The sequence below is a fragment of the Paludisphaera mucosa genome (genome assembly GCF_029589435.1).
GTDB lineage: Bacteria > Planctomycetota > Planctomycetia > Isosphaerales > Isosphaeraceae > Paludisphaera > Paludisphaera mucosa.
The window spans coordinates 2,149,401-2,174,759 of sequence record NZ_JARRAG010000001.1 but is presented as its reverse complement, the minus strand read 5'-3'; the positions used below and the strand labels follow the sequence as shown (position 1 = coordinate 2,174,759).

Below are 25,359 nucleotides of genomic sequence, written 5' to 3'. Positions count from 1 at the left end.
GATGAACCGAGTGGCCGTGCTGGGCGGCGGCGGGATGGGGACGGCGATGGCGATGGTGTTCGCCCGATCGGCGTCCGACGTCCGCCTCTGGGTCCGCGAGCCCGACCGCGCGCGGGCCATGGCCGATTCCCGGTGCAACGCGCGCCACCTGCCCGAGGTCCGCATCCCGGACGACATCGCGATCACCGGCGACGCCGCGGAGGCGCTCCGCGACGCCGAGCTGATCCTGGCGTCGATCCCGACCTCGTACCTGCGGGACGGCCTGTCCGCGCTGGCGGCCGTGGTCCCGCCCGGCGTCCCCGCGCTCAGCGTGGTGAAGGGGATCGAGTTCGGCACGTTCGCCCGGCCGTCGCGGATCATCGTCGAGACGCTCGGCCCCCGCGAGACGGCCGTCCTGACCGGCCCCAGCCATGCCGAGGAGCTGGCGCGAGGGCTGCCCGCCTCGCTGGTCGTGGCCGGCTCGTCGCAGCCGCTCTGCGAGGCCGTGCAGGCCGCGTTCAGCCACAAGACGTTTCGGATCTACCGCAACGCCGACGCGATCGGCGTGGAGGTCGCGGGGGCGCTGAAGAACATCCTGGGGATCGCCGCGGGCGTCTGCGACGGACTGGAGGTCGGCGACAACGCCAAGGCCGCGCTGCTCACTCGGGGGCTCGTCGAGATCGCCCGCATGGGCGTCGCGCTCGGCGGCCGGGTCGAGACGTTTTACGGGCTGGCCGGGGTCGGCGACGTCGTCACCACCTGCTACAGCCCGTTCGGCCGCAACCGCGAGGTCGGCCTGCGCATCGGCCGCGGCGAAAGCCTGCCGACGATCCTCGCCGAGATGGCGAACGTCTCCGAAGGCGTGCCGACGATCCGCAGCGTCCACGCGCTCGCCGGGCGGATGGGCGTCGACATGCCGATCACCCACGAGCTTCACCAGGTCCTCTTCGAGGGCAAGTCGCCGCGTGCGGCGGTCGTCGACCTGATGACGCGGACGCCGAAGGACGAGTCGGAGCTATGAGCGAACTCCCGACCGATTGCGACGTCGGCTTCAAGGAATGGAGCGGGGTCTGCGAGGCCCTGGCCTCGGGGCGGCAGACGCTCATCCTCCGCAAAGGCGGGATCGCCGAGGACGGCGGCGTCTTCACGCCCGAACATCGCGCCTTCTGGCTCTATCCGACCCGCCTGCACGAGGCGCAGCAGGGACTCCGCGACGAACCCTCGGCCTCGACCCCCGGACCGACCGACCCCCTGATCGTACCGATCCGCTCCCTGGCGGTCGTCGATTCGATCCATCACCTCGAACGCGAGGACGCCCTCGACGCGCTGGAGACGTTCCACGTCTGGACGCCCGAAACGGTCCTCAAGCGGTTCCATTATCGTCGCCCCGGGCTCTGGGCCCTGGGAGTTCGCGTGTGGACCCGGAGCCAGGCGACGGAGCTGACCGCGACGCCCGAGCAGCTCGGCTGCAAGACGTGGGTCTGGCTCGACCCGCCGCTCGCGACGAGCGGACTCGCGCCGGCCCTCGACGACGCCGCCTGGCTCGACAGGCGGGGCCGGCTGCTCGCGGCGATCGGCTCGAACGAGACGGGCGGGCGGCCCGCATGAATCTCCGCCTCCTCGCCCGCGAAGTCCGCGAGTATCCCGCCACGGTCCTCTTCAGTTTGAGCTGGGTCGTCGTCTTCGTCGCGATGGTCGCCGTCCATCTCCGCGACGTCCCGGCGCCGACCTGGGGCCGCCTGCTGCTGACGGGCATGGGCGACGGCCGCCGCTTCGGCGATTTGACCATCGCGGACCTGGCGAACGGCGAGTACTGGCGGCTGATCACGTGCAACTTCGTGCATTACAGCGCGATCCACATCGGGATGAACCTGTTCGCGTTCTACCTGCTGGGGGCCCTGCTGGAATCGTGGTACGGATCGTGGACGCTGGTCGCGATCTACGGGACCACGGGCGTCTTCGGCAACCTGCTGTCGACCCTGGCGAGGCGCGCGATCGGCTCCAACCCGCTGATCCACTCGGGCGGCGGCTCGGTGGTCATCATGGGGCTGATCGGCCTTTGCGCGGCGGCCGGATGGGCGTCGCGGTCGTCGCGCGACCGCGAGCTGACCTGGCAGATGCTCAAGGCCCTGGCGATCACCGGGGCGCTCGGGCTGGCCTTCCCTCGCTACATCGACAACTGGGGCCACGCCGGCGGCGCGCTCGTGGGCCTGCCGATCGGGCTGGCGCATCGCCGCCTGCGCGCCGACCAGTACAGCCACTGGGTCTGGGGCGCGGGCGTGGCTTGGTCCCTGATCCTGGTGGCGGGGGGGCTCGCCCAGGCCCGCTCGGACCGGAACGAGCGGGGCGCCCGCGCGATGACGGCGCTTCGGCAGGAACTCGACGCCCACTTCACCGCCTACCGCGTGATCCTGGCGGTCCGGCAATGGGCCTATCAGGGGGGCGATTCGCGCGGGCTGGCCACGCTGCTGCGGTCGCAGGTCGCGCTGCTCGACCGCGAGCCGACCCGGGCGGCCTATCGTCGCATGCTCCCCTTGGCGAACGAGTTCGCCCGTCGCAAGCCGACGGCGGCCGAGCTCGAGGCCTTCCGCCGCGACCTGGAGGCCGTCCGGAAGCCGCTGCACGACGCCGCCGACGCGCGCCTGAAGGCGTACTGGGCGGGGCGTCGCCAGATGGATGCGTCGGCCGCCGGGACCCGGCCCGCCGCGACGCCGCCCGTCAGACCGGCCCCGAAGTCAGCCGCGCCCCGACGCGATGGCGGGGGCTGACGGCGCCTCGGCGGAGGGCCGCGACGAAGTCGGCCATCGACTCGATAGGGCCGTCGAACTCGCTGTAGTAGCAGCCGAGGGTGTCGACGTCGTGGGCGTCGCTGGATCCCGTGCGGGCCATGGGCGACTTCGCCAGGAGCGTATCGGCCTGCGCGCGGGTCTCGGCGGTGACGTTGTTGCTGACGTATTCGACGCCGTGGAAGGCCGCGCCGTGGCGGGCGACGATCTCGTCGAACGGCTGGAGCCAGCGGAACGGGTGCGCGGCCACGATGGCGGCCCCGAGGCGGTCGACGACCTTGAGCAGCTCGCCCACGCCGATCCCCGGCCCGACCTCGTCCAGGTCCGGCAGCCCGTAGACGAGGAAGTGGCCCTCGCGCGCCGAGACCTCGACGCCCGAGAAGACCTTCAGCCCCTTTCCGGCGCGATTCAGCTCGGCCAGCTCGTCGGCCTCCCACTGGTGGTCGTGCTCGGTGATCACGACGCCGTCGAGGCCGATCTTCCGGGCCTGGTCGAGCATCTTCCACGGATCCATGACGCTGTCGGGCGAGTGGCGGGACGTATGCAGATGATGATCGAATTTCATGAGGATGCGTGGCTCGGATCGTTGCGGTTCGGCGGGACTGGGAAGGGCGACGCGAGGCCGTCCTCGGGCGAGCCGCCCTCGATGTGGAAACTCGCGCCGGCGGCGTCGATCTCGAGATAGCTGACGCGATTCTGCCAGCCTCCGAGGACGACCAGGCGAGGCCGACCCGGCAGGTCGACGGCCCGGTGGACGTGGCCGAAGACGACGATGTCGGCGCCGTCTTGCAGGTGGTCGGCGTACTCGCGGAAGACCGCCAGGTGGCGCTGCTCGTCCGCCGCCAGACCGCGCCGGTTCTTGGCCTCGAGGACGACGTCGAGCGCGCGAGCGGCCGTGTGGGGGAGCGCCCCGAAGCTCCGGAAGAATTCCCGCGATTCCATGGCGGCCTTCCACTTCCGCCGCGCCCCCAGCAGGTGGCCGTGCACGATGTGGAGCCGCAGCCCATGACTTTCCACCAGGGCCGGCTCGGACAGGATCGTCGCGCCCAGGGTTCGCTCGTAGAACGGTACGAGCCAGAGGTCGTGGTTGCCGGGGAGGATCGTCAATGAGCCGCCGGCCTCGCGAAAGGCGATCAACGCCCGCAGCGTCTCGTCTTTCGCCAGGTCTTCGGGCGTGCCGCGGGACCCCATCCAGAAGTCGCAGAGGTCGCCGGCGATCAGGAGCCGGTCGCCGGGGGCGAGCCGTTCCACGAACTGGACGAGGCGACGGCCGCGCTCGGGGCGGTCTTCGCGAAGGTGGACGTCACTCAGGAAGTAGTCGCTCACGGACCCTCTCCGGCCGTCGGTCGCCGACGGTCACGAACTCTCCAGGTTCAAGCCGGGCAGGAACCCGCAGGCGTCCGACGGCCGCCGCCGGGCCGAGCTGGGCCGGGCGGTCCTCGACGCGGCCCCGTGGGGCTTCCAGTAGGCCGCCGAACGCGTCGGGCCGAAGCTCAGGTCGGGGTGCGCGGGGGCCTGCCGGGCCGCGTGGATCAGGACCTGCCGGCCGCTCTCGCGGACCGCCTCGCCGGCCTCGCGGAGGGCGATCTCCGGCCGGTTGCACTGGTCGCTCAGGTGCAGCAGGACCAGGTGGCTCACCCGGTCGCGCCGCGAGCGGGCGAGGATCGAGGAGACCAGGTCGGCCGCCTGGCGGTTGGAGAGGTGGCCGCGATCCCCGAGGTTCCGCGCGATCAGGGCCGGGTGCCGCCCCGACGTCCTCTGCATCATCACGTCGTGGTTGAACTCCACGCCCAGGACGTCGACGTCGACGAGGGCGTCGGCCGTGGCGTCGCACCAGGTCCCGGTGTCGGTCAGGTAGCCCACCGCGACCCCGCGCCGCTTGCGGCCCGCGCCGGCCTCGAGGCGGAAGCCGAACGTCGGCCCGCCGTCGTGCCAGGCGGTCACGGGCTCGACCCGGAACCCGCTCGGGGCCATGAACGGCCGGTCGTCGTAGCAGCGGACCAGGCCCAGCCGGTCGAGGGCCTTGAAGCCCTCGTCGCGATCGAGGTTCTGGTGGTGGCCTTCGTGGCAGTAGAGCGGGATCCCGCGTCGCGCCATGCCCCGGAAGACCCCGGTGTCGACGTGATCGCCGTGGGTATGGGTCAGCACGACGGCCGACAGGTGCGACCAGTCCGAGCCGACGCTCGCCAGCCGCTCGGCCAGCAGCCGGACGCCGAGGCCGGCGTCGATCAAGAGGCCCGCGCCTTGCTGCCGGAACAACGCGGAGTTGCCCTTCGAGCCGCTGCCCAGTACGGCGAACTGGAAGGTCATGTCGATTTCCACCTCGCTCCGTGATCGGCGCGACCGGGCGATCCGTCTTGACGGAGACAAGTGTAATTCGTCCCGCGACGCGGGGACAAGCCCACTGTCGCCGTGTTCACCCGTCGAGGAGTCGCCCGTACAATGCGACATCGACTGGAAAGCCGCAAGGGCGAGGATGCAAGAGGGGCGGGCCGTTTGAGCGACAAGACCAGGATCGAATGGACCGACGCGACCTGGAACCCGGTGCGGGGCTGCACCAAGATCACCCCCGGCTGCGCCCACTGCTACGCCGAAACCTTCGCCGAGCGGTTCCGGGGCGTCCCCGGCCACCCTTATGAACGGGGCTTCGACCTCCGGCCGGTCCCCCACAAGCTCTTCGACCCCCTGCGCTGGACGAAGCCCCGGATGGTCTTCGTCAACTCGATGAGCGACCTCTTCCACAAGGACGTCACCGACGAGTACGTCATGAGGGTCGCCGAGGTCATGCGCGTCGCGAACTGGCACACTTACCAGGTGCTGACCAAGCGCTCCGAGAGACTCGCCGCGATGCTGGCGAACGAACTGCGCGACCGCGCCGGCGAATCCCACGTCTGGTGGGGCGTGAGCGTCGAGAACCGCCGCCACGGCCTGCCGCGGATCGAGCACCTCCGCGCCGCCCCCGCCGTCGTCCGATTTCTGTCGGTCGAGCCCTTGCTCGAGGACCTGGGTGACGTCGACCTGGCCGGCATCGCCTGGATGATCGTGGGGGGCGAGAGCGGCCACGGCGCCCGGCCGATGGCACCGGAGTGGGTCGAGAGCCTCCGCGACCAGTGCGCCGCCCAGGGCGTTCGGTTCTTCTTCAAGCAGTGGGGCGGCGTTCGTAAGGCGAAGGCGGGCCGCGAGCTGGACGGCCGGACCTACGACGAGGTCCCGCCGCCCAGCGTCCATCCCATGCCCGACGCCCGCGCCCGCGCGGAGTTGATTCGCGACCTGGAATCGAGGTTCGCGGCGACGACGTCGTGAGCTGAAGACCAGGCGTTACGCCGCGACGGTCGGCCAGGTCTCTTGTGCGATCTCGCGCTGGTTCTTAGTATTCTCATTAATCCGATCGGGATCGGGTAAATTTGAGCGACTGAGGACCACCCATGAACATGTTCGGGATGACGTTCGGCGGACGTACGGCTTTCTGGTCGTTGGCTGGGGCGGTCGCTCTGACGGCATGCCTGACGCCCCCATCGGCGCGGGCGGAGGAGCCGAAGAAGCCGAACATCGTGGTGATCCTCGCGGACGACATGGGGTGGGGGGACGTCGGCTGGCACGGCTCGCAGATCGCGACCCCGAACCTCGACAGGTTGGCGGCGTCGGGGGCGCGGCTGGAGCAGTTCTACGTCCAACCGGTCTGCTCGCCGACGCGTGCGGCGTTCATGACGGGGCGGTATCCGATGCGCCACGGGCTGCAGGTGGGCGTCGTCCGGCCGTGGGCACAATACGGGCTGCCGCTGGATGAGCGGACGCTGCCTCAGGCGCTCAAGGAGGCCGGGTACGAAACGGCGATCGCCGGCAAGTGGCATCTCGGCCACTTCCGGCCCGAGTACCTGCCCACGCGCCGGGGGTTCGACCACCAGTACGGCCACTACAACGGCGCACTCGACTACAACACCCACGTGCGCGACGACGGCCATGACTGGCACCGCGACGACAAGGAGAACCACGACAAGGGTTATAGCACCCACCTCCTCGCCGGCGAGGCCGTCCGCGTGATCGCCGAGCACGACGTCGCCCGTCCGCTCTTCCTGTACGTCCCGTTCAACGGGGTGCACGCGCCGCACCAGGTCCCGGATCGCTACAAGGAGCCTTACTCGACCCTCGCCGAGCCGCGACGGACCTACGCGGGGATGCTCGCGGCGGTCGACGAGGCGGTCGGCCAAATCGCCGGGGCGATCGCGAAGAAGGGGATCGGCGACCACACCCTGATCGTCTTCTCCAGCGACAACGGCGGCCCGAACCCCGGCCGAGTGACCAGCAACGGCCCGCTCCGCGGGGCCAAGGCGACGCTCTTCGAGGGCGGCGTGCGGGTCGCCGCGTTCGCCAACTGGCCGGGACGGATCAAGCCCGGCTCGGTCGTGAACGCCCCGCTGCATATCGTCGACCTGTACCCGACCTTCCTCAAGCTCGCCGGCGCATCGACCGACCAGTCGCTGCCCCTCGACGGCCGCGACGCCTGGTCGGCGATCGTCGAGGGCAAGGCCTCGCCTCACGACGCCATCCTGCTCAACGCCACCCAGACCAACGGCGCGATCCGCGTCGGCGACTGGAAGCTGATCGTGGGCCGACCGGGCGGACCCGGCGAAGCCGAGGCGGACGGAGCCCCGGCCCCGGCCGTCCCCGCCGACGCCGGCCGCGTCCTGCTGTTCAACCTCGCCGAAGACCCCTACGAGAAGCGCGACCTGGCCGCGAGCCAGCCCGCCAAGGTCGCCGAACTGCGCGCCCGTTACGACGCCCTCGCCGCGCAGGCCGTCCCCCCCAGGGCCGCCCCCAAGCCGCCCGGCTTCCGCTCGCCGCGGGTCTGGGGACAGTCGGACTGAGCTCTCGGGTCATGACCCTGGCTTCGGCGCGCGGAATAGGACAGAATGCGAAGGTCGCGACTCCCCTCGTGAGCTTGCATTTTTCGATCGCGCGTCGGGCCCGGGTCGTCGCATCCGAAGCCGGAGGACGGCCCCTCGCGCCCGGCCCGTCGGGCGTCCCGGCCCGCGGGCTCTGAGCCTCGGGAGAGGAGGGGTACGGTGTCGTCGGTTTACGCGTCGTCGCATCCGATCGTCCATCAGAAGCTCGCGGCGCTCCGGGGCGTCGCCACTCGGCCGCCGGAATTCCGGGCCTTGGTGCGGAGCCTCGCCCTCCTGCTCGGCCAGGAGGCGACCGCCGACCTGCCGACGCGCGAGGTCTCAGTGCGGACGCCGCTCGGCCCGGCGCGGTCGTTCGTGCTCGCCGACGTCGTCGGGATCGTCCCGGTGCTGCGCGCGGGGCTGGGCATGGCGGACGGCCTGATCGAGCTGCTCCCCGAGGCCGAGGTCTGGCACATCGGCCTCTATCGCGACGAGGCCACGCTGCGGCCGATGGAGTACTACAACAAGCTCCCCGCGCGGCCCCGGCTGACGGTCGCGCTGGTGGTCGATCCGATGCTCGCCACCGGCGGCTCCGCCGTGCGCACCTGCGAGATCCTCAAGGCCGCCGGCGTCCCCCGGCTCAAGCTGATCTCGCTCATCGCCGCGCCCGAGGGGATCGCGCGGATGGCCCAGGCCATGCCAGACGTCCCCATCCACGTCGGCGCCGTCGACGATCGGCTGACCGACGTCGCCTTCATCTACCCCGGGCTCGGCGACGCCGGCGACCGCCAGTTCGGCACGACGCCCGATCGCCACGAATCCTAGCCAGCCGCATCAGGGAGGCCGATCGACATGGTCCGCGCGGTGGACGTCATCCGGAAGAAGCGCGACGGCGAGGCGCTCGCGACGGCCGAGATCGACTGGATGGTCGAGGGCATCGCGCGAGGCGACGTCGCCGACTACCAATGGTCGGCGCTGCTGATGGCGATCGTGCTGAAGGGGATGGACCGCTCCGAGACCGTGGCCCTGACCGACGCGATGATGCGCTCGGGCGTCGTGGTCGACCTGTCGGCGACCCCGGGCGCGAAGGTCGACAAGCACAGCACCGGCGGCGTGGGCGACAAGACCTCGCTGATCCTGGCGCCGATCGCCGCCGCGGCCGGCGTGCTCGTGCCGATGGTCTCGGGCCGCGGCCTGGGCCACACCGGGGGGACGCTCGACAAGCTGGAGTCGATCCCCGGCTTCACGGTTGACGTCGACCTCGACCGCTACCGCGAGATCCTCGGCGAGACCGGCCTGGTCTTGATCGGCCAGACGAAGGAGATCGCGCCCGCCGACAAGTTCCTGTACGCCATGCGCGACGCCACGTCGACCGTCGAGTCGATCCCCCTGATCGCGGCGTCGATCATGTCGAAGAAGCTGGCCGAGGGGATCGACGGCCTGGTCCTCGACGTCAAGACCGGCGGCGGCGCGTTCATGGTGGCCCTCGAAGACTCGCGGCTCCTGGCCGAGACGATGTGCGACGTCGGCCGCTCGATGGGCAAGAAGATGGTCGCCCTGATCACGAGGATGGACCAGCCGCTGGGCCGGGCGGTCGGCAACGCGGTCGAGGTCGCCGAGAGCGTCGCCTGCCTGAAGGGGGAGGGGCCCGAGGACCTGACGGGGCTCTCGCTCGACCTGGCGGCCGAGATGGTCCTGCTCGCGGGCCTGGCCGGGACGCTCGACGAGGCGCGCGGGATCTGCGAGCGGACGGTCGCCGACGGCACGGCGTTGGAACGGTTCCGCCGCCTGATCGCGGCGCAAGGGGGCGATCCCCGGGTCATCGACGATCCGGGCCTGCTGCCCCAACCGCGACGGACCATCGAGCTGAAGGCCGACCGGTCCGGCCGGGTCGCCCGGCTCGACGCCCGGCCGATCGGCGACGCCACGATGCTCCTGGGCGCGGGGAGGGCCCGCGTCGACTCGGCCATCGACCCGGCCGTGGGGGTGATCCTCCACAAGAAGCTCGGCGACGCCGTCGAGCTGGGCGAGTCGCTCTGCACGATCCTGGTGAACGACGAGTCCGAGCTGGAGCGCGCCGTCGCGAAGATCGCGGCCGCCTACCACTGGAGGGACGGGCCCGTGGAGACCCCTTCGCTGATCGTGGACCGGCTGGTGAGGGTCGAATGAAGCATCCGTCGGGTGTTCCTGGATCGTTGACGAAGGGCGAATCGATGCGAAGGCTGATCCCGATCCTGATCGTCGCGGCCTTCGCGACGGCGACCTCGGCCGCGGCCGACCCGGGCCAGGCCGGCGGGGCCTCGGCCGGCGACGATCGCGCCGCGGCCGCGGCCTCCGCCTCCATCCCCGCCGATCCGGCGGCCCCCGACGCGCAGGCGACGGAGGTCGTGCGGGTCGGAGAGGTCGAGGTCCGGAAGGGATACCGGCTAACGCTGGGCCCCTGGAGCCTGCGGTTTTCGGCGCCGGAGGACGTCGACCTCTTCGACTGGGCCGACCGGCTCCGGGGCCTGGTCGGCATGGCCCTGATCCTGGCGATCGCGGTATATCTCTCGACGGACCGGCGGGCGATCTCGCGCCGCGTCGTGTTCTGGGGCCTGGCGCTCCAGTGGCTCTTCGCGATCCTCGTGCTGCGCGCCCCGGTGGGGGTGCGAGTTCTCCGCGAAGCCGGCACGCTCGTCGAGTCGGTGCTGAACTGCGCACTCGACGGCGCCCGGTTCGTCTTCGGGCCCGCGCTGGTCGACGCCGACGGCCCCGTCGGCTTCGTCTTCGCCTTCCGCGTACTGCCCACGGTGATCTTCGTCGCGGCGCTCTTCGCGGTGCTCTACCATCTGGGCGTGATGCAGTGGATCGTCCGCTCGTTCGCCGTGGCGATGGCCTGGCTGATGGGGATCAGCGGGGCCGAGTCGCTGGACGTCGCGGCCTCGCTCTTCCTGGGCCAGACCGAGGCCCCGCTCACCATCCGGCCGTATCTCGCCAAGCTCACGAACTCCGAGCTGATGACGGTCATGACGGCCGGCATGGCGCACGTCTCGGGGGGCGTGATGGCGGCCTATTTCGCCTACGGCGTCGAGCCGCGGCACGTGCTGACGGCCGTCGTGATGACGGCCCCGGGCGCGGTGCTGCTGTCCAAGCTGCTCGTGCCCGAGACCGAGAAGCCCGAGACGCTGGGCGGGATCCGCCGCCACGACGACCGCGAGGACGCCAACATCCTCGACGCCGCCGCGCGGGGCACGCGCGACGGCCTCAGCCTGTCGCTCAACATCGCCGCGGTCCTGATCGCCTTCGTCGGGTTGGTCGCGCTCGTCAACCTGACTCTCAGCCCGACGGGGTACAAGCTGGAGAACGTCTTCGGCTGGGCCCTGGCGCCGGTCGCCTACCTACTCGGCGTCCCCTGGGAGGACTGCCGGGCCGTCGGCGGCCTGATGGGGACGCGGACCGTGCTGAATGAGCTGATCGCCTTCCAGCAGCTCGACGCGATGCGGCCCGCCCTCATGGAACGCTCGGTGGTGATCGCCAGCTTCGCCCTCTGCGGCTTCGCGAACGTCAGCTCGATCGGGATCCAGATCGGCGGCATCGGCGCCCTGGCGCCGGACCGCCGGAAGGACCTGGCCCGGCTCGGCGGGCGGGCCTTGCTGGCCGGAACCATGGCCAACTTCCTCTCGGCCTGCATCGCGGGGATCCTGCTATGAGCCCGACGTCCCAGAACCCCGATCTCGTCGCCAAGGCCGACGAGGCCGCCGAGGTCATCCGCCAGGCGGCCGGCGGCCGACCGCCCCGGATCGCGATCGTGCTCGGCTCGGGCCTCAACGGGCTCGTCGACCGGTTCGACGACCGCAAGACGATCCCTTACGCCCAGATTCCGTTCTTCCCGACCCCCACCGTCCAGGGCCACGCCGGGAACGTCGTCCTGGGCTCGATCGACGGCGCCGACGTCTTGACGCTGCAGGGCCGTTTCCACTACTACGAAGGCTACGACCTCCGCACGATCACCTTTCCCATGCGAGTCCTCCAGCGCCTGGGTGTGCAGCAGGTGATCCTCACCGCGGCGACGGGCGGGGTCCGTTCCGAGCTGAGGCCCGGGAACCTCGTCTGCCTGTCCGACCACTTGAACCTGATCGGCTCCAACCCGCTGCGCGGCCCGGCCGACCCCAGGCTCGGCGAGCGGTTCCCGGACATGTCCGAGGTCTACTCGAAGCGGCTGCGGAACATGGCCAAGGAGGAGGCCAAGCGGCTGGGCGTCCACCTGGTCTCGGCCGTCTACGCCTGCCTCCCCGGCCCGAGCTACGAGACGCCCGCCGAGATCCGCATGCTCCGGACGCTCGGGGCCGACGTGGTGGGCATGTCGACCGTCCCCGAGGCGATCGTCGCGAGGCACGGCGGCATGGACGTCCTGGGCCTGGCCCTCGTCACGAACGCGGCGGCGGGCGTGCTCCCCGCGCCGATCCGCCACGAGGACGTCCTGGAAGCCGGCCGCAAGGCCACGCCGATGCTCGGCAAGCTGATCCGCCGCGTCGTCCTGCGGCTGGCCGGCGTCGCCCCCGGCAACGTCGGCTTCAGCGGCGAGTTCCCGACCTATCGTCAGGATTGATCGAGCCGGGCGAGCAGCTCGCGGGCGTCGCAGCGGCTCAGGTCGGGGACGATCAGGTCGGCCCCGGCGGCATGCAGAGCCGCGGCGTCGTGGCTCGACGTGACCCCCACGGCGAGCATGCCCGCGGCCTTCGCGGCGCGGATGCCCACCGGGGCGTCCTCGAAGACGATCGACCGCGCGGCCGGGACGCCCGAGCGCGAGGCCGCCAGCAGGAAGACCTGGGGGTCGGGCTTGCCCCGGGTGACGTCCTCGCCCGCGACGATCGTCGCGAACCGGCCGTGCAGGCCGCACTCCTCGACGGTCAGCTCTAGGTTGAGGCGGACGCCGCTGGAGCCGATCGCCAAGAGCGCCCCGGCCTCGGTCATGGCGTCGAGGAACTCGCGAGCCCCGTCCATCAGCACGATCCGGCCCCGGGCCAGCTCGCGATAGATGTGTTCCTTGCGGTCGGAGTACGCCAGGACGTCGGCGTCGGAGAGCGACTCGCCCAGGATCTTCCGGAGGATCGTGGCGTTGGTCATCCCGAACGTCTCGAGGATCAGCTCGGGCGTCACGGCCAGGCCGGTCTCGCGGCCCATGGCCACCCAGGAGTCCTGGTGGAGCTTGAGGGTGTCCACGAGCACGCCGTCATGGTCGAAGATGGCGAGGGGCGCGGAGGCGGGAAGCGGCACGGAGGGCTCCGATCGGTGGCGGGGGAGGAATGGGGCGGGAGGGCCGGGCTCGTCGCATCAGACCGACTCGCAGACGGCGTCGATCTCGGCGACGATCCGTCGCATCGCGACGTCGCGCCGGGTGGGGTCGGCGAGGAGCATGGAGCGGAGCAGGGGGGTGAACGGCTCGCCGGCCTCGGCGGCCATGGCCTCGGGGTCGACGTTGCGGATCCGGTCCATGACCTGCAGCACATTCCCCTCGGCGAACGCCGGCCGGCGGGTCGCCATCTCGAAGAAGACGACGCCCAGCGCGAAGACGTCGCTGGCGAAGGTCGCCGGCTCGCCCCGGGTCTGCTCGGGCGCGAGGTAGCGCGGGGTGCCGAAGACGCCGTCGCCCCCCTCGGCCAGGCCCAGCTCGCTGGTCTCTTCCAATTCGGTCGCGTTGACGCGGTTGATCCGCCGCGCCAGGCCGAAATCGAGGACCTTCACGAGGCCGTCGTCGCCGACCATGATGTTCTCCGGCTTCAGGTCGCCGTGGACGATGCCGGCGTCGTGGGCCGCGGCCATCCCCCCCGCGATCTGCCTGGCGATGGCCAGCAGCTCGTCGATCGCCGCCGGCTCGCCGCGAAGCCGGTTCGCCAGCGAGAGGCCCTGGACGTACTCCATCGCGATGACCGGCAGGCCCGCCGTGTCGTCGACGGCGTAGATCGTGCAGATGTTGGGATGGTTGAGCGCCGCGACCGACCGGGCCTCGGCCAGGACCGAGCTGGGCGTGACCGGGCAGTCGCGGTTGAAGACCTTCAGCGCGACCGGGCGGTCGAGCTGGAGGTCGCGGGCCAGATAGACCCGCGCGAACGTCCCCGCGCCGATCTCCGAATCCATGTAATAGTGCGAGAAGATGTTACCCGGCTGGAGGACCGTGTACGGGTCGATGTGCGAGCCGTCGGTCATCCAGTCTTCCCGGCAGAGCCCGCCCGACTGGAGCGCCGAGAGCACGCGCAGCACTTCCTGGCTGCGGCGGCCGACGCTCAGGCTGTGGACGACCTGGTACTGGATCCGGCCGTCGGGGTCGACGATGAACGTCCCCCGGACCGCCAGGTTCTGACGGGGCTCGAAGACCCCGTAGGCCGCCGAGACCGAGCCGTCGAGGTCGCTGGCGAGCGGGAAGCTCAGGCCGCCGAGGCCCCCCTGGGTCTTGGGCGTGGCCAGCCAGCGCTCGTGCAGCTCGACCGGGTCGCAGCTGATAGCGAGTAGGTCGCAGTCGTGCTCGGCGAACTCCTCGCGGCGCTGGCTGAGGCCGATCAGCTCGGTGGGGCAGACCATCGAGAAATCGCGGGGATAGAAGACCAGGACGAGCCAGCGCCCTTTGTAATCCAGCAACCGGGCCCGGCCTCGCGTCGGGTCGGGCTGCCGCGTGCAGGGCAGGTCGAAGGACGGGGCGGGATTGCCGACGAAGGTGGTTGGCATCGAAATCCGATTACCGCGGAACACCCCCGGCGGCCTCGCGGACGCCGTCTTCGGGGTTTTCGAATCTTCCGCTCATTATATCATGTTCGACAAGCGTGCGGGGCTCGGCGTTCGCCGGCCTCAGCCCGGTTGTTCGTCCCGCGGGACGCGGCGGAAGCGGAAGTCGCAGAACGGGGCGCCTTGCATGAGGGTCTGGGTGCGCTCCAGCTCGATGTCGGGGCTGAAGCCCTCGGCCAGGGCGAAATCGCGCTGGCAGGAGAGCGTGGCCCCCAAGTCTTCGAGGCCGAGTCGCCGATACATTTCGGCGTAACGGCAGCGGACGACGTTGAACGAGAGCCGGTCGGGGGTGCTTTCGAGCACGTCGATTTGGAGGGCGTCGTTCTCCTTCCAGCGTCCGAGGGTCGTCGCGAAGGCCTCCAGGGACTGCTCGCCCAGCGACCGCGCCAGCTCGGCGCCGCCCTGGCGGGCGAGGTCGACGATCACGCCGCGGAGGACGTCGAGGGTCGCCTCCCGGCCGAAGGCGTCGGTGAAGGCCCGGACCAGCGGGCCGACGATCTTGGCTTCGATCTCGCGCTGCTGGAGCAGGGGGATGTTTGGTTTCTGATCCGCCATCGGGCCGGCTCCGTACGTACTAGGATCCAGGAGGGACGCGAAGCGTGGCGATGCTGCGACCGTTCTGCTGGTTGGTCGTCGCGGCGGCGACGTTCGCGGCCTGGAACGCGTCGTCGGGGCCATCGACCGACCCGTTCGCGGGTCTGGTCGTCGTGCGAGATCTGACCTATCGCACGGTCGACGGCCGTTCCCTGAAGCTCGACCTGATCTTGCCCGACCGATCGTCCCTGATCGACCGGCCGGTCCTGATCGCCGTCCACGGCGGGAGCTGGACGGGCGGATCGAAGCGGGACTACGGCCCCCAGTTCGCGTCCCTGGCGCGAGCCGGGATCGCCGTCGCGGTCGTCGATTATCGGCTGGCGCGCCCCGGCGCGCCTAGCTGGGACGGCGCGCTGGGCGACGTGCTCGCGGCCCTCGACTGGCTGCACGACCACGGCGACGAGTATCACCTGGACCGCCGTCGGGTCGCCGCCGTCGGGACGTCCTCGGGCGGGCTGCTGGCGGCGCTCGCGGCGCAGGAAGACCCTCGCATCGCCGCGGCGGTCTGCCTGTCGACCCCTTATTCGCTGCTCGACCTCGCCGTCGATCGCAGGTTGCCGCACGAGCCGACCGCCGCGTTCCTCGGCGGCGAGCCGAGCCGAATGGAATCGCCCGCCCGCGCGGCGTCGCCGATCGAACGGGCGGCCGCCGGTGGTCCGGCCCTTCTCTTAATTCATGGAAGCGACGACGCGTGGGTTTCGGTCAACCAGGCACGAAAGATGCAGAAGAGGTTGGAAGAAGTCGGCGGCGTGCACCAGCTCATCGAAATATCAGGGGCGCGCCATGGCTTCGAACTGGATGTCGGATCGCCGGTTCCGCGCGACCTGAACCCGGACGTGCGACGGTTCCTGGACGAGGCCTGGCGAGGGCGGGTCCAGGGCCACTGAGACAACAGACGTCTTGATTGCTTGATGCCATGTAGGCTTTTGGGATTTTGCACTTCTTGCTTCTTGCAATCGTCGGGTCGAGGTGGAACGATAAGGGCACCATTCCCGAAAGCATTAAGATACAAAAGCCACTCGGATTCCTCGTCGTTCAACCGTCCCGTTCCGGGGCGGCCGGGGATGTTTCCTGTCCGGGGGAATCAGGTCGTGTCAACCGAGCTGTATGTCGGCGGTCCGATCGGGTTGATGACGGAGGACGGCCCGGAAACCGAGGTCTACGACCGGGTTCTGGAGACCGCCGCCGACCGCCCCGCCGTGGACTCGCTGCCCGACGTCCCGGACCCCGCCTGCGACCACGGCGACGTCGACCGCAAGCGGCGACGTGACGACGTCGAGCTGAAGCATCAGCGGATCCGCGACTTCCTGGACCGCACGAATCAGGACGCCGTCGTGCTCGGCCGCGCCGACTCGATCGCCTGGTTCACGTCGGGCGGCGACCTGGCGCAGGATTACGGCTCGGACAACAGCTCGGTCCTGCTCTACATCAACCGCAACAGCCGGGCGGTGCTCGCCGACAACGTGCAGAGTTCGCGGGTCTTCGAGGAGGAGCTGGCGGGCCTGGGCTTCCAGCTCAAGGAGCGGCCCTGGTACGACGACCCGCTGAGGGTGGTGGCCGAACTCTGCCACAACAAGAAGATCGCGACCGACCTGGCGTCGGAAGGCTGCTCGCAGTGGCGGCGGGCGCTCGACCCCTTGCGCGACCTGCGGCGGCAGTTGACGCCACTGGAACGTCAGCGTTATCGCGAGCTGGGGCGGACCCTCTCGTTGGCCGTCGAGGCCACATGCCGCAACTTCGACCGCGGCGAGCGCGAGGCGGACGTCGCCGGCCACCTGGCGCATCGGCTGATCCGCGAAGGGGTCGCGCCGGTGGACCTGCGGGTCGCCAGCGACGATCGCCTGGCCCGCTATCGCCAGCCGACCTTCAAGGCCGCGCCGATCCTCAAGAAGGCGACGATCGCCGTCACCGGCCGGCGTCACGGGCTCTGCGCCTCGGTCACCCGCACCGTGACGTTCGGCCCCCCCGAGACCGAGTTCCGGGCCAATCACACGCTCGCCGCGATGGTCGACGCGACGTGCATCTACTTCTCGCGTCCCGGCGAGCCGATCGCCGAGGTCTTCCGCCGCGCCCGCCGCATCTACGAGAAGTACGACGCCCCCCACGAGTGGACGCTCGATTATCAGGGCGTCCTCATCGGCTATTCCCCGCGCGAGGCCCTGCTCACCCCGGACAGCCCGATGATCCTCGAGCCGAACATGGCCGTCTGCTGGAACCCCAGCGTCGGCTCGGCGCGTTCGGAAGACACGATCGTGGTCGATTCCCGCGGCTTCGACATCGTCACCGCCGCCCAGGACTGGCCGCTCATCGACATCTCGGTCAAGGGCTACTCGCTCCCCCGCCCGGGCATCCTCGAACGCTGAGATTCCAGCCGGCACTCGGTCTCGGCTCCCGCCATTCGTGCACGTTCATCGCGATGTTTCGCCAGGAACGGGCGAGTCGCTCAGCGTTTACGACGTCGCGTCCGCCAGCCCACCGCGGCCGAGGCCAGCCCGAAGATGGCCCACGTCCCGGGCTCGGGCACGGCGTTCGGCGTCAGGATGAATCTTGAGGATTCGCCTTCGGGGTTCACACCCCAGCCGAGGATCTGACCATTGTCGTTGATGCTCTGCAGGCTCAAATGCCTCCAGCCCGATCCGGGGGGAAGGAGTTCGGCCAGCTCGTGGATGGTCGTTTCGCCCGCTGCGGCATAAAAGTACCTGGGATCCCACCTCATCGTCGTGTGGCCGTCCGCGCCGATTCGACCAAGTTCGCCGATGACCTCTCCAGAGGCGTTGACGTCGGTGCCTCGTATGGAGCTCCAGTAGTCGTCGTGGAGCCTTAGCGTCACCCATAGACCACTCGGGACGTGAGGGTTGTTGGGGTCGGCGACGAAGGTCTGCATGATTTCGCGGGAGGGAGACCCGGCACCCTGCGTGTAAATCAGGAATCGGCCGTCTGGGGTTCCGTCCACGACCTCGGCCCATCGGATGACGCGTCCGGGCGGCAGGCGTGGGTCCGATCCCCCGTCCCATCCCAGGTCAAACGTGGGGACGTCGCCGACGAGGGTTCTGACGGGCTGGTCGATGACGTTGCCGTCGTTATCGAGACCCGTCCCAGGGACGAATCCCAGGTCGGTGAGGGTGTAGCCCCGAAGAGGAGCGGCTTCGACGGCCGGGGCGAGGGCTAGCAGGCCGATCGCGACGATCCAACGAAAGCGATGAGGATGAACGATGTGAGACATGCGTCGACAATCCTTGTGAGACGCCTGCATCGATTCTTGCGTGCGGACAATGTTGTCTTATCCGTTTCGGAAACGGTAGTGGGCGTAGGTGATTCGGTCAAGGTAAGACCGGATCGCGACCAGGACATCAGAAATTTAATCATCTTCATGAAAAAATCGGCACTTTGCTGTGGCATTGGTCGAACGGTCCGACGGCACAGCTCAAGGGTGAAATCAACTTAACGCCGGCCTGGCGACCCATTCCATCCGAACCGAGCCTTGCGACCTGGCCTCTTCATGCTCCTGGTCGACTCTGGCCCTCCTGTCGCCGGATCCGGTCATCAAGCTGACGTCGATCCGGTCGAAGGCTCCCTTGCATCTATCTGCGGTCGTCGACCCTTGGTTCCCGCATCCCGCTGGACCCGGGTCGGCATGCTCGGCCCGCCGATCCCGCCGGATCTTTGCGCCACGCGGCGTTTCCTCGACGCCGCCGGTGCCGCGCCGTTTCGCCGGGACCTTGCGGGCTGTACAAGGGAAGAAAGCGCGTCGCGGAGGCGCTCGCGGTATTCCCGCCGAGACGTCCCGCGCGCCGACTGCATGTCTTGAAGGAAGCGAGTCATGAGCGCGAGCGTGAAGAGTCCGTGGATCGGTCGGCTCCCCAAGATCGGCATTCGGCCGGCGATCGACGGCCGGCGGCGAGGGGTGCGGGAATCGCTGGACGGCCAGGTCATGGCGATGGCCCGCAACGCGGCCGAGTTCCTGTCGTCCCGCCTGAAGCACCCGACGGGCGAGCCGGTGCAGTGCGTGGTGGCCGACACCTGCATCGGCGGCGTGGCCGAGGCCGCCGCCTGCGCCGACAAGTTCGCCCGCGAAGGCGTGGGCGTCTCGCTGACCGTCACCCCCTGCTGGTGCTACGGCAGCGAGACCATGGACATGGACCCGCTGATCCCCAAGGCCGTCTGGGGCTTCAACGGCACCGAGCGGCCCGGCGCGGTCTACCTGGCGGCGGTCCTGGCGGCGCACAACCAGAAGGGCCTGCCGGCCTTCGGCATCTACGGCCGCGAGGTCCAGGACGCCGGCGACTCCACCATCCCCGACGACGTCCAGGAGAAGCTCCTGCGGTTCGCCCGAGCGGGGCTGGCGGTCGCCACGATGCGCGGCAAGTCGTACCTCTCGCTGGGCGGCGTCTCGATGGGCATCGCCGGCTCGATCGTCGACCAGCCGCTGTTCGAACGCCACCTCGGCATGCGCGTCGAGTGCGTCGACATGAGCGAGGTCGCCCGGCGGATCGACGAGGAGATCTACGACCCCGACGAGTTCGAGAAGGCCCTCGCCTGGGTCGGCGCCCACTGCAAGGAGGGGAAGGATTACAACCCCCCCGCGGCGCGGAAGTCGGCCGAGGCCAAGGCCGCCGACTGGCGGACGGTCGTCAAGATGACGCTCATCTTCCGCGACCTGATGATCGGCAACCCCCGGCTCGCCGAGCTGGGCTACGGCGAGGAGGCCCTGGGCCGCAACGCCATCGCGGGGGGCTTCCAGGGCCAGCGGGCCTGGACCGACCACGCCCCCAACGGCGACTTCTCGGAAGCGATCCTGACCTCGTCGTTCGACTGGAACGGCGTCCGCATGCCCTTCCAGTTCGCCACCGAGAACGACTGCCTCAACGGCGTCGGCATGCTGCTGGGCTACCTGCTGACGAACACGGCGCAGCTCTTCGCCGACGTGCGGACGTTCTGGAGCGCCGAGGCCGTGAAGCGAGTCACCGGCGCGACGCTCGAAGGCCGGGCGGCCGGCGGCTTCATCCACCTGATCAACTCGGGCGCGGCCACGCTCGACGGCAGCGGCGAGCAGACCCGCGACGGCAAGCCTGCGATGAAGCCGTTCTGGGAGATCGCCCCCGAGGAGGTCGACCGCTGCCTCAAGGCGACGACCTGGCCGGCGGCGGTCTCGGAGTACTTCCGGGGCGGCGGCTATTCGTCGTGCTACCTTTCGAAGGGGGGGATGCCGATGACGATGAACCGGCTCAGCCTGGTCCACGGCGTCGGCCCGGTGCTGCAGATCGCCGAGGGCTGGTCGATCGACCTGCCGCCGGCGGTCCACGAGGTCCTCAACGAGCGGACGAACCCCACCTGGCCGACGACCTGGTTCGTGCCCAACACGACCGGCGAGGGCCCGTTCGCCGACGTGTACAGCGTCATGGCGAACTGGAGCGCGAACCACGGGGCGATCAGCTACGGCCACATCGGGGCCGACCTGGTCACGCTGGCCTCGATGCTGCGGATCCCGGTGGCGATGCACAACGTCCCGCCCGAGAGGCTGTTCCGCCCCAGCGCCTGGGGCCTGTTCGGCGCCCTGGAGCCGCAGGCCGCCGACTACCGGGCCTGCACGAGCTTCGGCCCGCTCTACGGCTGAGCCGCAACGCGAAACGGCCGGCCCTGGTCCTCTTGGGTCCAGGGCCGGCCGCGCCGGGGTTCGTCGGGTTTGGTTCGTCGTCGATCAGAGGCCGAAGGGCTTCTTGACGTCGTCCCAGAGCTTCTCCAGCGAGGACTTGCTGTTGGAAGCGGCCTGGGCCTTCTTCTGGGCCAGGAGCTTGGCGGCCTGGGCCTGGGCGGCAGCCTGCTGCTGGGCGGCCAACTCGGCCGCGGCGGACGCGGCGGCGGTCGTGTTGGTCGCCGCCGGCGTCGTCGGCACGTCGGTGGAGACCGCGGCCGTCGGGGGCGGCGTGGCGGCCGGGGTCGTCGTCGCGTTGGCGGCGTCGGCCACCAGCGGGGTGGCCGCCGGCAGCGAGGTCGTGGGCTTGGCCGCCTGATTCTGATTCGCCAGGTTCACGAGGGCGGCCACCACCTGGCTGCTCTGGTCCTGGGTCGTCGTGGAGGCCGCGGGGGTGGTCGTCGTGGCCGCGGGGGTGGTCGTGGAGGCCGCGGGGGTGGTCGTGGCCGGCGTGGCCGTCGACGGCTTGGTCGTCGTCGCGGCGGGGGTCGTCGCCGGGGTGGTCGCCGGGGTCGTGGCGGAATTCGATCCCGAGTTGGCGGCGATCGCCGCGCCCGGCTTGATCGAGGCCACCCGGATGGTCTGGCCGTTGACGACCTTGGTCGTCACGATCTTGGTCCCCGTGCGCTGCACGGCCGGGCCGCCGCCGTCGAAGAGCGTGTAGACGGGGAAGGACGAGCCGGGCGCCTCGTTGCGGTTGATCTTGAACCGGGCCGGCGACATGCCCCGGTACTTGGCGACGGCCGAGGCGGGGACCCACATGTACCGCGGCAGCTTGTGCTGCAGGGCCGTGGTGTTCCGCTGGGCCGTGGGGTCGACGAGGAAGCCGTTGACCGAGGCCCGCTGCCGGTCGACGATGACGTAGTCGTCCGGCTTGGGCAGCAGGGTGCCGGACAGCATCTTGAGGCTGTCGATGCTGACGGCCCCCTTGAGCTGGCCGTTGGCCACGTAGTCGAAGAAGTTGAAGCGGCGCTGGAGGGCGCCGGCCGAGTCCGGGGTCTCGTCGAAGAGGAGGTTGTTGATGCCGGCGTTTTCCTGGGCGTAGGTCGCGGTGCCGCCCAGCAGCCGGGCCATGGCGCCGGCCTCGGGCAGGCCCTTGGTCGCGGCCGTGTCGGTGAAGTCCTGGACCTCCTGGGCGGTCAGCACGCCGTCGTTGTTGGCGTCGATGATCGGCAGGATGTTGTTGCTGATCAGGTAATTCAGCGCCTCGGTGCCCTCGATGGCGGCGATGGCGTTGCTGATCGAGACGCGGGCGTAGGCCGGGGCGTCTTCGCCGCCGACGAAGTTGTTCTGCTTGTCGGTCGTGCTGATGAGGGCGGGCGTGGCGATGCTGCCGCCGTCGTTGAGGTCGAAGGCGGGGACGGCCGTCCAGGCCAGGATGCCGTTGATCCCGTCGGGCGTGTTGTACGCCGAGAGGTCGCCGACGCCGTGGACTCCGAAGTTCAGGCTGCGGACGCCGACGGGGGTCGTCAGGTAGGCGTCCGAGGTGATCCCCTGGTCCTTGTTCAGGTTGGTCCAGTAGTCGAGGGCCGACGAGACCATCGAGTAGGCGCCGGTCAGGATGCCGGTCGACATCGAGGTCCCGACCTGGGTGAAGGTCAGCCGGTTGGCCGGGTCGCCGGAGGTCGTGTCGGTCGACGTCGCGGCCTGGAGGTCGGAGAACCGCCGCCGGAACGTGGGCACGTCGATCGCCGGCGCCCCGAAGTCGGTCGCGATGCCGCGGTTGACGGCGCCCGGGATGCGGTCGCTCCAGATGGCGTTGTCGGCCGCCGCGAAGGTCTCGACGTTCGGCGCCACGGTGCCGGTGCCCGTGCCGCCGCCGCCGCCGGTGCCGCCGCCGCCGCCGGTGCCGCCGCCGCCGCCGGTCCCGGTCGTCGCGGTGCCGCCGATCGAGAGCTGGTTCTGGAAGACCAGGACCGGCCCCTGCGGGTTGGGGATGACGCCGACGGCCGTGTTCACCGGCGTCGTGGTGGCGTCGGTGAAGTAGGGGAACGGATAGGTGCCGGTGACCGAGATGGTCTCGTTCAGGATGGCGGGCAGCGACATGCCGTTGTTGTCGCCCGCGGAGGCGTTGTCGGCCGCGCTCCGGACCAGCCCGGTGGTGGTGGTCCCGGTGGTCCCGCCGCCGGTGCCGCCGCCCGTGTTGGTCCCGCCCGAGCCCAGCCCCAGGGGCGAGCCGAACTGGCCGGCGGCCGCGATCGGCGCGATCCCGAGCGAGCGGAACTTCTTGAGCTGGAGCTTCAGGGCGATGACGATCTGGGGGTAGTTCTTGTAGGCCTGGGCCTCGCTGGTCCAGGTCTGGGTGGTGCCGAAGGCCAGCGTCGAGGCGACGACCCGCGAGACCTGACCCGGTCGAACCGGGTCGTTCACGAACGGGTGCGAGGCGACGTACGCCAGGCCGTTGTAGACGGCGTTGTTGGTCGTCAGGGCGTTCGACTGGGCGGTCAGGGCCGTACCGGTGGTGCCGCCGCCTGTGCCGCCGCCGGTCCCGCCGCCCGTGCCCCCGCCGGTGGTCCCGCCGTTGGTGGTGGTGAGCCCGACGTAGGGGGAGAAGATCGAGACGGGGTCGATCGTGGCCTGGGGGACGAACTGGGCGACGACGCCCGCGACCGGCGTGCCGTGGCCGTCGAAGCTGTTGGACAGGATCGTGTTCGTGCCGGTGCCGGTCGTGCCGCCGCCGGTCCCGCCCCCGGTGTTGGTCGTGCCGATGTCCAGCGAGGCGACGTCGACGTTGCCGTTGCCGCCGGTGTAGAGGTTCTTGCCGGCCCCGACGCGGCCCCGGAAGGGCGAGGAGAGCCCGTCCACGCCGGTGTCGACCACCGCCACCGCGCTGCCGCGGCCGTCGTAGGGCACGCCCAGGGTCCGCAGGTCGTTCAGGCCGATGATCGTGCCCGAGGTCGAGCCGGCGAGGCTGGCGGTCGTCTTGAACTGCCAGATGCCGTCGCCGTCCGAGGCGTAGAAGACCGTGCCGTCGGCCGAGAACGTGATGCTCAGGGTCGAATCCATGAAGCTGGTCGAATCCTGGGCGCCCGAGGTGTTGAAGCCCTGGGCGAAGGTCGACACGATGCCCCCGGGCGTGATCCGGATGACCCGGCCGCCGGTGGAGTTGCTGCCGCCGGTGGTGTTGCCGTTGGTGACGATCGGCACCAGCGGGTTGGTCACGGCGTCGTACGGGAGCGAGGGGTCGGCCTTCTGGATGCCCAGGACGCCGCTGCCCTGGACCGGCACGTTGACGACGACGCCCGCCGGCACGTCGCCCTCGGCCACCGAGGTGACCGCGACGAACAGGCCCGACGCCAGGTCGCTGACGAACAGGTTGCCGGCGTAGGTCGGCTGGCCGTTCACGGTGAAGGCGGTCGTGGTGCCGCCCGTGGCCGTGGTCGTGTCGGACGAGGTCAGGCCGACGGACTGGGCGAAGTAGCTGTACTGGTCGAACGCGACGTCCTCGAACCGCCGGAAGGGCGTGGTCAGGAACGGCGCCTGGTCGACGACCAGCGTGTCGGTGGTCGTGTCGGTCGTCGCCGGCGCGGCGATCAGCAGGTCGCCGTTGGAACCCTGGACGCCGCTGAAGCCGGGCGTGGCGGGGATGCCGCCGCCGGTGGCCGTCCCGAAGTCGGTGAAGACCGAGTACAGGGGCGAGAAGTAGTCGATGTTGGCCGGGGTGATGCCGGCGATCGGCCCGGCGGTCATGCCGGTCGCCGAGACCCCCTTCGGCAGGCTCGACGCGTTCGAGATCACCTGGCCCGGCGAGTACTGGTTGGCGTTGAAGAACAGGGCGGCCATCGTCCCGCCCGTCGAGCTGATCCCGCTGCCGGCGACGATCCCGCGGAGGAACGACTGCATCTCGGGCCCGGGGACCGCGACGGCCGTCGGGTTGATGTTGAACTTGGTCGCCGCCTGGCCGTCGGTCAGGGTGACGTAGGCGCCCAGGAACGTGCCGTCGGCCGCGATCCGATAGATGGCGTTCTTGGCCGGGTCGGAGCGGTCGGACGTGGTCACCAGCATCGAGGGCTTGCCGTCGATGTAGCCTTCCGCGTCGAAGGCGATGTCGTACCAGTTGGTGAAGCCGGTCGGGTCGGTCGCGCCCCCGGTGGCCCCGCCCAGCGAGTTGGCCGCCGGGTTGACCCCGTCGGTGCTCAGGGCGTTGGGGTCGAGCTGGTTCATCACCGTGTTCAGGTCGAAGAACACGCTGGCCTTGCCGGTCGCCGGGTCGATCCGGTAGATCACGCCGGGGCGGTCGATGGCCGAATCGACCCCGCCGCTCCCCCGCGAGATCGCGTAGAGGCCGTTGCCGAACACCCCGCCCGGCCCGGCCTGGATCCGGACCATGTCGCCGCCGAACGACGTCAGCGGCGTGAGCTCGGCCACCGAGGTGATCGGAGCGGCGCTCGTGAGGGCGGTGGCCGTCGTGTCCGAGCTGACCACGACCGTCCCCAGGAACGCGTTCGTGGGCGTGGCGGCCGCCGTGAAGACGGCCTGCAGCGGAAAGACCGGCACGACGGGAGCCAGCAGGGCCCGCCCCTCGAGCGGGGTCGGTCCTTCGAGCTTGATGCTGCGATTTCGCCGCTGCGCTGGGCCTTGCGCCCGCGGTCGGGATGGCTGAGACATTCCATTATCTCCTAACGCTGGACTCGTCCGTCCTGAACCGAGGCCGAGACGCCCGGCA

20 protein-coding genes are annotated in these 25,359 nt (G+C 70.3%); 12 read left to right on the top strand and 8 right to left on the bottom strand.

The window, feature by feature from the left end; genetic code table 11:
* Nucleotide 1 precedes the first annotated feature (1 nt).
* The 3 genes from PZE19_RS08675 to PZE19_RS08665 are packed head-to-tail and all read left to right on the top strand — an operon-like array spanning nucleotide 2 to nucleotide 2,747.
* Nucleotides 2-1,000 carry an NAD(P)H-dependent glycerol-3-phosphate dehydrogenase gene (locus tag PZE19_RS08675; RefSeq protein ID WP_277860189.1) on the top strand — a complete coding sequence of 333 codons (999 nt, stop codon included), beginning with the start codon at nucleotides 2-4 and terminating at the stop codon, nucleotides 998-1,000.
* On the top strand, nucleotides 997-1,587 hold the full coding sequence (locus PZE19_RS08670; RefSeq protein WP_277860188.1) for a DUF1802 family protein: 591 nt from the start codon (nucleotides 997-999) through the stop codon (nucleotides 1,585-1,587). Before PZE19_RS08675 ends, PZE19_RS08670 begins: the two co-directional genes overlap by 4 nt.
* A complete protein-coding gene (locus tag PZE19_RS08665) occupies nucleotides 1,584-2,747 on the top strand; it encodes a rhomboid family intramembrane serine protease (protein WP_277860187.1) in 1,164 nt (387 codons plus the stop codon). Before PZE19_RS08670 ends, PZE19_RS08665 begins: the two co-directional genes overlap by 4 nt.
* On the opposite strand, the gene PZE19_RS08660 is transcribed toward PZE19_RS08665, so the two are convergent.
* From PZE19_RS08660 to PZE19_RS08650, 3 genes are read right to left on the bottom strand one after another with little or no spacing between them, the layout of a single operon-like run.
* On the bottom strand, nucleotides 2,698-3,330 hold the full coding sequence (locus PZE19_RS08660; protein ID WP_277860186.1) for a PHP-associated domain-containing protein: 633 nt from the start codon (nucleotides 3,328-3,330) through the stop codon (nucleotides 2,698-2,700). The genes PZE19_RS08665 and PZE19_RS08660 overlap by 50 nt on opposite strands.
* The gene (locus PZE19_RS08655; protein WP_277860185.1) at nucleotides 3,327-4,091 is read right to left on the bottom strand and encodes a UDP-2,3-diacylglucosamine diphosphatase; all 765 of its coding nucleotides are present in this window, start codon (nucleotides 4,089-4,091) and stop codon (nucleotides 3,327-3,329) included. The genes PZE19_RS08660 and PZE19_RS08655 overlap by 4 nt, the downstream gene beginning before the upstream one ends.
* A gap of 30 nt (nucleotides 4,092-4,121) precedes the next feature.
* A complete protein-coding gene (locus PZE19_RS08650) occupies nucleotides 4,122-5,075 on the bottom strand; it encodes an MBL fold metallo-hydrolase (protein WP_277860184.1) in 954 nt (317 codons plus the stop codon).
* Nucleotides 5,076-5,261: 186 nt separating this feature from the next.
* On the opposite strand from PZE19_RS08650, the gene PZE19_RS08645 reads away from it, so the two are divergent.
* From PZE19_RS08645 to PZE19_RS08620, 6 genes are all read left to right on the top strand, one after another.
* Nucleotides 5,262-6,068 carry a DUF5131 family protein gene (locus PZE19_RS08645; protein WP_368411282.1) on the top strand — a complete coding sequence of 269 codons (807 nt, stop codon included), beginning with the start codon at nucleotides 5,262-5,264 and terminating at the stop codon, nucleotides 6,066-6,068.
* Between the two features lie 122 nt (nucleotides 6,069-6,190).
* Nucleotides 6,191-7,630 carry an arylsulfatase B gene (locus tag PZE19_RS08640; RefSeq protein WP_277860182.1) on the top strand — a complete coding sequence of 480 codons (1,440 nt, stop codon included), beginning with the start codon at nucleotides 6,191-6,193 and terminating at the stop codon, nucleotides 7,628-7,630.
* A gap of 198 nt (nucleotides 7,631-7,828) precedes the next feature.
* On the top strand, nucleotides 7,829-8,473 hold the full coding sequence (gene upp / locus PZE19_RS08635; protein WP_277860181.1) for a uracil phosphoribosyltransferase: 645 nt from the start codon (nucleotides 7,829-7,831) through the stop codon (nucleotides 8,471-8,473).
* A gap of 27 nt (nucleotides 8,474-8,500) precedes the next feature.
* Entirely contained in the window at nucleotides 8,501-9,817 is a 1,317-nt protein-coding gene (locus PZE19_RS08630; protein ID WP_277860180.1) for a thymidine phosphorylase, read from the top strand.
* A gap of 44 nt (nucleotides 9,818-9,861) precedes the next feature.
* Nucleotides 9,862-11,337, top strand: coding sequence for a NupC/NupG family nucleoside CNT transporter (locus PZE19_RS08625; RefSeq protein ID WP_277860179.1), 1,476 nt, complete (start codon nucleotides 9,862-9,864; stop codon nucleotides 11,335-11,337).
* A complete protein-coding gene (locus tag PZE19_RS08620; RefSeq protein WP_277860178.1) occupies nucleotides 11,334-12,236 on the top strand; it encodes a purine-nucleoside phosphorylase in 903 nt (300 codons plus the stop codon). The genes PZE19_RS08625 and PZE19_RS08620 overlap by 4 nt, the downstream gene beginning before the upstream one ends.
* Here PZE19_RS08620 and PZE19_RS08615 read toward each other — a convergent pair.
* The 3 genes from PZE19_RS08615 to PZE19_RS08605 form a co-directional block, all read right to left on the bottom strand.
* Nucleotides 12,227-12,904 carry an HAD family hydrolase gene (locus PZE19_RS08615; RefSeq protein ID WP_277860177.1) on the bottom strand — a complete coding sequence of 226 codons (678 nt, stop codon included), beginning with the start codon at nucleotides 12,902-12,904 and terminating at the stop codon, nucleotides 12,227-12,229. The two genes, PZE19_RS08620 and PZE19_RS08615, sit on opposite strands and share 10 nt — an antisense overlap.
* A 57-nt stretch (nucleotides 12,905-12,961) precedes the next feature.
* Nucleotides 12,962-14,350, bottom strand: coding sequence for a protein kinase domain-containing protein (locus PZE19_RS08610; RefSeq protein WP_277860176.1), 1,389 nt, complete (start codon nucleotides 14,348-14,350; stop codon nucleotides 12,962-12,964).
* A 120-nt stretch (nucleotides 14,351-14,470) separates the two neighbouring features.
* A complete protein-coding gene (locus PZE19_RS08605; protein ID WP_277860175.1) occupies nucleotides 14,471-14,962 on the bottom strand; it encodes an L-2-amino-thiazoline-4-carboxylic acid hydrolase in 492 nt (163 codons plus the stop codon).
* 50 nt (nucleotides 14,963-15,012) lie between these two features.
* Here PZE19_RS08605 and PZE19_RS08600 point away from each other — a divergent pair, with 50 nt between their 5' ends.
* Together PZE19_RS08600 and PZE19_RS08595 are read left to right on the top strand one after the other, a co-directional pair.
* Nucleotides 15,013-15,888 carry an alpha/beta hydrolase gene (locus tag PZE19_RS08600; RefSeq protein WP_277860353.1) on the top strand — a complete coding sequence of 292 codons (876 nt, stop codon included), beginning with the start codon at nucleotides 15,013-15,015 and terminating at the stop codon, nucleotides 15,886-15,888.
* 204 nt (nucleotides 15,889-16,092) lie between these two features.
* Complete coding sequence (locus tag PZE19_RS08595; protein ID WP_277860174.1) at nucleotides 16,093-17,364, top strand: M24 family metallopeptidase; 1,272 nt, start codon at nucleotides 16,093-16,095, stop codon at nucleotides 17,362-17,364.
* Nucleotides 17,365-17,444: 80 nt separating this feature from the next.
* On the opposite strand, the gene PZE19_RS08590 is transcribed toward PZE19_RS08595, so the two are convergent.
* Complete coding sequence (locus tag PZE19_RS08590) at nucleotides 17,445-18,224, bottom strand: PEP-CTERM sorting domain-containing protein (protein WP_277860173.1); 780 nt, start codon at nucleotides 18,222-18,224, stop codon at nucleotides 17,445-17,447.
* 597 nt (nucleotides 18,225-18,821) lie between these two features.
* Between PZE19_RS08590 and PZE19_RS08585 the strand changes: the two genes are divergently transcribed.
* Nucleotides 18,822-20,615 (top strand): L-fucose isomerase, encoded by a 1,794-nt coding sequence (locus PZE19_RS08585; protein ID WP_277860172.1) that lies wholly within the window; start codon nucleotides 18,822-18,824, stop codon nucleotides 20,613-20,615.
* Nucleotides 20,616-20,699: 84 nt separating this feature from the next.
* Here the strand turns inward: PZE19_RS08585 and PZE19_RS08580 are convergent, their stop codons facing one another.
* Nucleotides 20,700-25,301 (bottom strand): hypothetical protein, encoded by a 4,602-nt coding sequence (locus tag PZE19_RS08580; protein ID WP_277860171.1) that lies wholly within the window; start codon nucleotides 25,299-25,301, stop codon nucleotides 20,700-20,702.
* Nucleotides 25,302-25,359 lie beyond the last annotated feature (58 nt).